The organism is Pedobacter sp. UBA5917 (assembly GCF_002432345.1).
In the GTDB taxonomy this organism is placed as follows: Bacteria; Bacteroidota; Bacteroidia; order Sphingobacteriales; family Sphingobacteriaceae; genus Pedobacter.
The window spans coordinates 1-8,641 of sequence record NZ_DJDT01000371.1; the positions used below are offsets into that span (position 1 = coordinate 1).

The 8,641-nt window shown below is 39.5% G+C and carries 8 protein-coding genes; 6 read left to right on the plus strand and 2 right to left on the minus strand.

Going from position 1 to position 8,641, the window contains the following annotated elements:
* The first annotated feature begins 202 nt into the window (after positions 1–202).
* Positions 203–1,042 carry an alpha/beta hydrolase gene (locus tag B2V92_RS25750; protein WP_293313516.1) on the plus strand — a complete coding sequence of 280 codons (840 nt, stop codon included), beginning with the start codon at positions 203–205 and terminating at the stop codon, positions 1,040–1,042.
* A gap of 519 nt (positions 1,043–1,561) precedes the next feature.
* Here B2V92_RS25750 and B2V92_RS25755 read toward each other — a convergent pair.
* Positions 1,562–2,503, minus strand: a complete 942-nt coding sequence (locus tag B2V92_RS25755; protein WP_293313544.1) for an ion channel — start codon at positions 2,501–2,503, stop codon at positions 1,562–1,564.
* A gap of 266 nt (positions 2,504–2,769) precedes the next feature.
* On the opposite strand from B2V92_RS25755, the gene trpD reads away from it, so the two are divergent.
* From trpD to B2V92_RS25780, 5 genes are all read left to right on the plus strand, one after another.
* The gene (trpD, locus tag B2V92_RS25760; protein WP_293313547.1) at positions 2,770–3,759 is read left to right on the plus strand and encodes an anthranilate phosphoribosyltransferase; all 990 of its coding nucleotides are present in this window, start codon (positions 2,770–2,772) and stop codon (positions 3,757–3,759) included.
* Positions 3,753–4,382, plus strand: a complete 630-nt coding sequence (locus tag B2V92_RS25765; RefSeq protein WP_293313550.1) for a phosphoribosylanthranilate isomerase — start codon at positions 3,753–3,755, stop codon at positions 4,380–4,382. Before trpD ends, B2V92_RS25765 begins: the two co-directional genes overlap by 7 nt.
* 50 nt (positions 4,383–4,432) lie before the next feature.
* On the plus strand, positions 4,433–5,614 hold the full coding sequence (gene trpB / locus B2V92_RS25770) for a tryptophan synthase subunit beta (RefSeq protein WP_293313553.1): 1,182 nt from the start codon (positions 4,433–4,435) through the stop codon (positions 5,612–5,614).
* A gap of 109 nt (positions 5,615–5,723) precedes the next feature.
* Positions 5,724–6,491: a tryptophan synthase subunit alpha gene (gene trpA, locus B2V92_RS25775; protein ID WP_293313555.1), complete on the plus strand. Its 768-nt coding sequence runs from the start codon at positions 5,724–5,726 to the stop codon at positions 6,489–6,491.
* 224 nt (positions 6,492–6,715) lie between these two features.
* Positions 6,716–7,357: an NAD(P)-dependent oxidoreductase gene (locus B2V92_RS25780; RefSeq protein ID WP_293313558.1), complete on the plus strand. Its 642-nt coding sequence runs from the start codon at positions 6,716–6,718 to the stop codon at positions 7,355–7,357.
* Between the two features lie 163 nt (positions 7,358–7,520).
* On the opposite strand, the gene B2V92_RS25785 is transcribed toward B2V92_RS25780, so the two are convergent.
* Positions 7,521–8,641 (minus strand): rhomboid family intramembrane serine protease (locus B2V92_RS25785; RefSeq protein ID WP_293313561.1); only part of this gene is annotated, 1,121 nt, incomplete at its 5' end.

Sequence of the window (8,641 nt, forward strand, 5' to 3'; positions counted from 1 at the left end):
AAAAAGCCGTCATTGCGAGGAGGCACGACGAAGCAATCTTACAACGAATGATATTTATTGAAATCTCAACGTTTAGTTGCCTACCAAATACATTATTGGATAAATAGAAACCCTGAAATAAATTCAGGGTGACGAACCGATTTTTAAAATCCACGCCCACAACAATTTCGTTTATTTACTGTTGAGATGATAAACCTTTTTTATGTACAAATCCCTTGTTTTATTAATGCTCTTATTTCAAACGATAATTTCTGCTGCGCAGGTTAAAAAAGTAAAAAACATTAATTATGCAGGCAATACAAACGAGGCCAATACGCTGAATATTTTTTACAAAACCGACAGTATCAAAAATAAACCTGTATTAATCTTTATTCACGGCGGTTCGTGGAGCAGTGGCAAAAAAGAAACCTATTGGTGGCTGGGTAGGAATTTCGCTCGGAAAGGTGTGGTTACCGTAATTATCAATTACCCTTTGGCGCCAAATGTGCAGTACGAAAAAATGGCTGATGATTGTGCTTTGGCCGTAAAATGGGTTCATGAACATATTGCTGATTATACCGCCAACCCCGATAAGATTTTTGTAATGGGGCATTCGGCCGGGGCACATCTGGGTGAGCTGATCAATGCAGATCCTAAATACTTTAAAAAGGCTGCAATTAAAAATCCAATCAAAGGCCTGATCCTGAATGATCCATTTGGTTTGGATATGGAAGAATATTTAACCACAGCCGAAAAAGATCATTTTTACTTTGATTTCATCAGAACTTTTACCGACCAGCCTGCGGTTTGGAAAACTGCTTCACCTTTGGATTATGTAAACAATATCAAAAATCCGCATCTGCTTTTTTATGGAAGTAAAACTTACGGCGCTATCAAATTGCAAACTCCAAGGTTGTACGAAAAGCTTAAAGCAAACAACATCCCGGTTGAAATAAAAGAAATCAAGGGCAAAAGCCACGTGCCAATGATCAGTCAGATGATTTTTGGTGGAAATCAATTGTATAAAGATATTGTGGGATTCATTCAAAAGACATCGTTATAAGTTGTCAACTTTAATAGTACGGTGGAAAGAAAGTTGACAACTTTGGAATAAGCTCAATAAGAACATGATCGGGTGAGTTGGCAAATAGACTGAAGGCGGGGTAGTTTTTTTATTGCACTAACCCAACCCATCTAAACCCGACAGCAGCGAAAATCCTTTTTGTTTGCAGGAACCTTAAATATCCTGTCATGCTGAGGTACGAAGCATCTGCAAGCTATGAAAAAGATCCTTCGTGCCTCAGGATGACAGAGCCACAAAAAGATTGTAGCGTATGGCGGGACTACTGTAACCAACTGGCACTGAAACCTGCTTTCCAAAAAAACATTTACAATAAAGAGAAATTGTAATTTTACCGCCATTCCCAAACTTCAATAAAACCGTCATCTCGACTGAAACGTAGTGGAATGGAGAGATCTATCTCAATAGATTTCTCGATTTCGTTGCACTCCACTCGAAATGACGATGTTGGATAGGAAGTAAAATGAAATAACGGTAAATAGCACAACAAGAAAAATATAATTAAACCGTCCGCTCTACCTTATCCAGCTTACTGTAATCCATCACCATTTTACCTTCTTCGTTATGGTGGTACATTTTCTCAAACCTGGCGTCCATTTCTATTTCTTCATCCTGATAACTGGTTCTGGAATGAACGGTTTGCGAAAAAGTATCGTCGAAAGCTTTAAGCATCACAAAAACTTCTACCTCTGCCTGTTGCAATTCTGTTAGCGATTTTTCGTAAAACGGACTTTCTTCAGTAATGGCGTGTACCAATGTCCAGTTTAAAGATAAAATGCCGATTTTATCACGCTCCAATGCCAAAGGATAAAACCTCCGAACATGTTTGCCATCAACGGTTTCATTATACGACATTACCATTTGTACTTCTACCTCAATAAGCTGGTTGCGGCGTAAATTAACCAAACGACACATCAATCCATGTCCGTTTTCGTAAGGTGCAATCACCATTTTTTTGCTGAAACTCACCTTGGAAGTGGGGCGACTGAAACGGCCGTATAATAATCCGGTAGCCAATGCAAAAGCCAGTAATCCCAACATGCTTTCGAAAGCGGCAAGCACACTCGTAATAAATCCCTGCGGCGAAATATGGCCATAACCAACCGTAGAAATGGTTTGTGCCGAAAAGAAAAAAGCATCAAAAAACTGATCGCGGAGGGTAACGCCTTTGGCACCATCCAAATTTTCGATGCCAACAAGGTTATATAAAACCGCGAAAATGGTATTTACCACGAGGTAGGCAAGCAGTATCACGAAGAAAAACCGCGTCCAGCTCATGGTAACCAAACGGGTGTAGGTATCATCAAACTTAAACCATGGCAAACCAGTACGCTCAATATTCGCAGAACCGTCGGGGTTGAGCATACGCTGATTTTTGGTAACCGGATTGGATCCGAAACCGAAATCATCATTAAACTGTACTTTTCTTTTGAAGAAAGACATATATTTTTAGAAAGATTTTGGAATATTAAAAAACTATATCAATATTTGCTTTATACAAACATGATAATTAAAAACTTAAATAACAATTGGTGGTGGCATAACGAAATTCGTTAGGCAAATTCTATTGTTATATATTTTAAAATATTTTAAACACAACGAAGAGGATTGCCCAAAAAGCAATCCTTTTTTTATGCGCCACGAACCGGAATAAAAATAAATACAAATGGTTTGTGGAGACACAAACCATGGCAGATTGAGCAATAAACATGAAAAAAATATTAAACCATTTATTCGAGAACAAGAGCTTTAGCAGGGAAGAGGCAAAGAATATCCTGATTTCCATATCAGAAGGTGCTTTCAATTCTTCGCAGATTGCCGCTTTCATTACCGCTTACGCCATGCGCAACATTACCGTGCAGGAGCTACAGGGTTTCCGTGATGCGATGTTGGATATGTGTGTAAAAACCAACCTTTCGGGTTACGATCTGATCGATCTTTGTGGCACCGGAGGAGATGGAAAGGATACCTTCAATATTTCTACCCTATCATCTTTTGTGGTGGCGGGTGCCGGTCATCCGGTAGCTAAACATGGCAATTATGGCGTTTCATCAGGCTGCGGATCGTCGAACGTGATGGAATATTTAGGTCATACCTTTACCAATGATGAAGGTACTTTAAAACGCAACCTGGATAAAGCCGGAATCTGTTTTCTGCATGCTCCTTTGTTTAACCCTGCGATGAAAATTGTAGCGCCGATCCGAAAGGAACTGGGCGTAAAAACATTTTTCAATATGTTGGGACCAATGGTTAACCCAGGGCAGCCAAAATACCAGATGGTAGGTGTGTTCAGTCTGGAATTGGCCCGTTTATATGCTTATTTATATCAGGATACCGATAAAAGTTATACCATTGTACATGCTTTAGAAGGTTACGACGAGATTTCACTCACCTGTGATGTAAAAACCTTTAGCAACAAGGGCGAGCAGATTTTAACGCTCGACGATATGGGCTTCCAAAAAGTTGATGTAAATGCCATCAAAGGTGGCGATACCGTGGAGTCATCAGCCAAAATATTTATGGATGTGCTCAACGGCGAAGCTACCGATGTACAGAACAATGTGGTGCTGTGTAATTCGGCATTGGCCATTAAAACCATCAAACCTGAACTATCTTTTGCCGATTGCTATTATGAAGCAGAAGAATCGCTGATGAGCAAAAAAGCATTAAACAGTTTCAAAAACTTATTGGCATGTTAAAGTTAAAAGTTTGCGGAATGCGTTTAGCAGCAAATATCGCTGCGGTTGCGGAGCTACAGCCTGATTATTTAGGCTTTATATTCTATGAAAAATCGCCAAGGTTAATCAGTGATGTTTCTGCAGAGTTGATCAAATACATTCCCTCCGAAATTAAAACTGTTGGTGTTTTTGTAAATGAGGACATCGAAAAGGTAAAGGATAAAGTGATTGCGTTAAAGCTGAAAGCCGTTCAATTACATGGAAGTGAATCGCCAGAATATTGTGCTGCGCTAAAATCAGACTTTCCTACTTTAGAAGTGATCAAAGCTTTTGGAATAGATGAGGATTTCGATTTTTCAGCTTTAGAATCTTACTTAGAAGTTGCAGATTACTTTCTGTTTGATACCAAAACAAAAGCACATGGTGGGTCAGGAAAAACATTCAACTGGTCTGTTCTAGACCGATATACATACTCCAAACCTTACTTTTTAAGCGGTGGCATTGATTTAGAACATACCACAGCCATAAAAAATATAAACGACGAACGTTTATATGCGCTCGACATTAACAGCCGTTTCGAAACCGAACCTGGCCTTAAGGATGCAGCAAAAATTAAAGAATTTATAAAAGAAATGAATAAATAAGTTGTTATTCATAGCCTTTGGTTTCAACCAAAGGGAAAAATAAAAGAAACATGAAATACAAAGTAAACGAAAAAGGATATTACGGAGATTTTGGAGGTGCCTACATCCCCGAAATGCTTTATCCGAACGTAGAAGAATTGCGTCAAAACTATTTAAAGATTATTGATGATGCCGGTTTTCAAAAGGAATTTCATCAATTATTAAAAGATTATGTTGGGCGTCCTTCGCCATTATACCTTGCTAAAAGATATTCGGAACGCTACGGTGCCAATATTTTTCTGAAAAGGGAAGATTTAAACCATACCGGTGCGCATAAAATCAACAATACCATCGGACAGATTTTATTGGCCGAAAAATTGGGCAAAAAGCGGATTATTGCCGAAACAGGTGCTGGTCAGCATGGTGTAGCCACCGCAACCGTTTGTGCTTTGCGTAACCTTGAGTGTGTAATTTACATGGGTGAGGTCGATATCGAACGTCAGGCGCCAAATGTTGCCCGCATGAAAATGTTGGGTGCAAAGGTTGTTCCGGCAAGTTCTGGTAGTAAAACTTTAAAAGATGCCACTAATGAAGCCATGCGCGATTGGATCAATAATCCGGTTGATACGCATTATATCATCGGTTCGGTAGTTGGTCCACACCCTTACCCTGATATGGTGGCGATTTTTCAATCAATCATTTCAGAAGAAACCAAAAAACAACTGTTAGAGCAGACCGGAAGCGACCAGCCTGATTATGTTTTGGCCTGCGTAGGTGGCGGAAGTAACGCAATGGGTATGTTTTATCATTTTATGGATGATGAAAATGTTAAACTCATCGCTGTTGAAGCAGCCGGCAAAGGTGTATCAAGCGGATTTTCTGCCGCAACCACTTATCTGGGTAAAGAAGGCGTTTTACATGGTAGCAGAAGTATTTTAATGCAAACAGAAGACGGACAGGTGGTTGAGCCGCATTCGGTTTCTGCAGGACTGGATTATCCGGGCATTGGCCCACAACATGCACATTTGTTTAAAACCGGCCGCGGACAATACGTTTCGATCACCGACGAAGAAAGTTTAGATGCTGGTTTGCTTTGTACCCAATTAGAAGGCATTATTCCTGCCATCGAAAGCGCACATGCCCTGGCTTATTTAGAAAAAATGGAATTTAAAGGTGGCGAAAATGTAGTGATTTGCCTTTCAGGTCGCGGCGACAAGGATCTGGATACCTATATCAAATATTTTAATTTATAGATATGAGATAATAGACACTAGATATGAGACAGTGGACTTTCTCGCAACGAATTTAAAGTCTAATGTCTCAAATCTCACGTCTCACGTCTCAAATCTCAAATCTCAGAAAATGAATCGTATCAAAAAACTCTTCCAGGAGAAGAAAAATATATTATCAATTTATTATACCGCTGGTTATCCTAACACTGGCGATACTTTACAAATTGCCGAATTATTAGAGCAATCAGGTGCCGATATACTCGAAATAGGTTTTCCTTATTCAGATCCCGTTGCCGATGGGCCGGTAATCCAGGCCAGTAGCAAACAATCACTGGATCAGGGTATGACGCTAAAACTGCTTTTCGAACAGTTGAAAGATCTGCGTAAAAAAGTAAGCATTCCTGTTTTATTAATGGGTTATGTAAACCCTGTTTTGCAGTTTGGTGTCGAAAAATTTTGCGAGGCCTGCGCCGAAGTGGGAGTGGATGGTTGTATCGTTCCAGATCTGCCTATGGTAGAGTATGAAGAATTTTATAAAGATTGCTTCGAAAAACACAACCTGAGCAATGTATTTTTAATTACGCCCCAAACCGCCGAAGAACGCATCCACAAAATTGATGGTTTAACCAATGGATTTATCTATCTGTTATCATCATCGGCTACCACAGGTAAAAATTTAGAGGTTGGCGATACCACAGAAGCCTATTTCAGCAGAATTAAAAACCTGAACCTTAAAAACCCAACTATGATCGGTTTCGGGATCAGTGATAAACAAACTTTCGATAAAGCTTGCTCGTATGCCAATGGAGCAATCATCGGTACTGCTTTCGTTAAAGCCATCGCTGATGGAAATTTAGAAGAAAGCGTGAGTAACTTCATGAAGAAGTTTAAAGATTAATGTTTTACCACAAAGGCGCAAAGGCACCAAGAAATTCGCTTCGTGTTCTTTGTGTCTGCGTGGTTAATAATACTTTAATGCAATGACGATTTTTTTCGTAGCTTAGTCCTATTAAAATCTCTTTATAAAATATTCCCGAAACAGAACCCCGTTCTGAAACTCCCTTATCCATCCGATAACAGGGATTAAACTATTATTTTCTAGAATTTTATAAAGAGAACACCATGCAAGATTTAAAAATTGCTTTAATCGGTGCTACAGGTAAAGCTGGTACTTATATCTTAAAAGCGCTGTTGGCGCAAAATTTCAGGGTAAAAGCCCTTGTTAGAAATCCGGACAAACTTCAGACCAACCACTCAGACTTAAAAATGATAACAGGCGATGTTAGTGATGCCAAAGCCGTACATCATTTTATAAAAGGATGTGATGTTGTTGTGAGTGCATTAGGCATGGGACAACCCGCGAGTGAAAAAACAATCTTTACGCAATCAACTACTAACATATCTACAGCAATGAATACTTTTGGGCTGAAACGTTATATCGTATTAACAGGTATCAACGTTGATACTGCTTTTGATGAAAAAGATGCGAAAACCAAATTTGCTACCCAATGGATGCATGAAAATTATCCGATTTCGACAGCCGATCGCCAAAAGGAATACGAAATGCTAGAAGAAAGTGATCTCGATTGGACCTTGATCCGTTTACCCTTAATTATCCAAACCGACCAACAAACAGCTATTGGAACAAGTTTGCTTAATTGCGATGGCGATCAGATTAACGCAGCCAATATTGCAGCTTTTATTATTGAGCAGTTAGGAGAGGGAAAGTTTGTAAAACAAGCACCTTTTATCTGGAATAGCTAGCTAAGAATTACCACGAAGGCACAAAGACACAAAGAAATTAGCCACTTTGTGCCTTGGTGTCTTTGTGGTCGATATTAAAGCGATGTTTTATTCATTTCGATTAAAGCAACCCAATACTAAGCAGTATGACGATTTAAAAATGACTGTTGTCAAATTGATTACATCATTCAAAAGATTTAAGTGTGGATTCTATCTGCTTGTTTATTTTTGCAATATCAGCATCGTATTTGTGCGAATTTTCATCCACTGCTTTGTACATCAACTCGTAAGCCTTGATCCGTAAATTACAATATTCTTTTAAAACCTTATCACGCTTCCTAACAATAGTAGGAAGGTTCAATTGCTCTAAACTGTCGAGCAAACTGATGTTTTCATTCCAGTAATAAATTCCACGGTCGCGGATCTCGTATAGCGCGTCTTCCTTTTTTGTATCTGCCTCAAGGGAATAAACACCAAGTGCCATGGTTTCCAAAATCCTGAAACGTTTAAATCTTGTGTCGTATTCGGTTAAACTTTCTGTATTCGGGATCGATTTTATCAGCGCAAAGGATGAAAAAAGCATCACCACGCACAATGTAGCAATAGATATGATGCCGAGTGATGGTTTTTCGGGTTGCCTTAAACTTGGCGTAAAAACATAGCCCATTACCAGGCCCGAAACCAGTCCGCCGATATGGGCAGCATTATCAATACCGCCTTTCATACCATATGCCAGGTTAAAAACCACAAAAATACCGATACTCGTTAATAATTCTTTTCTGGTTTCCTTTTCGATCAGGTCGGTAGTAAGTAGGGCAAGAAAAACACCATAAAGGCCGAAAATGGCACCAGATGCACCTGCACTAATGGTTTGCTCGTGCCACCAGGTACTTGCCAAACTGGCTCCTATGCCGGTTAATAAATATGCCGCAATGAACTTGCTTTTGCCCAGCATAGGTTCTAACAGTACGCCAACATAAAGCAGTGCATACATATTAAAAAGAAGGTGTAATATGCCGATGTGCAGAAAACAGTTGGTTATTAAGCGCCAATATTGTCCGATGGAGATCAGTGGACGGAAGTTGGCACCCCAGTTAATCAGGATCTCTGAACTTGGCGAAATAAAATCTGCACCGCAGATTACCATGATGATAAAAATCAGGATGTTGAGGTTGATGAGTATTGGGGTGAAAAAGAAATCTTTCTTGGGAATGAATAGCGAGAAGAAGTTTTTAACCTTCTGCGTTGCAGTTTCTGCAGGTATTTTTAGCAGATCGGCAGCCGTTAAATCGAACGAATCGTGGA

Coding starts and splice junctions, on each gene's coding strand:
- trpB (WP_293313553.1), top strand. CDS start 4,433: ATGAAATACAAAGTAAACGAAAAAGGATATTACGGAGATTTTGGAGGT.
- trpD (WP_293313547.1), top strand. CDS start 2,770: ATGAAAAAAATATTAAACCATTTATTCGAGAACAAGAGCTTTAGCAGG.
- B2V92_RS25780 (WP_293313558.1), top strand. CDS start 6,716: ATGCAAGATTTAAAAATTGCTTTAATCGGTGCTACAGGTAAAGCTGGT.
- trpA (WP_293313555.1), top strand. CDS start 5,724: ATGAATCGTATCAAAAAACTCTTCCAGGAGAAGAAAAATATATTATCA.
- B2V92_RS25750 (WP_293313516.1), top strand. CDS start 203: ATGTACAAATCCCTTGTTTTATTAATGCTCTTATTTCAAACGATAATT.
- B2V92_RS25765 (WP_293313550.1), top strand. CDS start 3,753: ATGTTAAAGTTAAAAGTTTGCGGAATGCGTTTAGCAGCAAATATCGCT.
- B2V92_RS25755 (WP_293313544.1), bottom strand. CDS start 2,503: ATGTCTTTCTTCAAAAGAAAAGTACAGTTTAATGATGATTTCGGTTTC.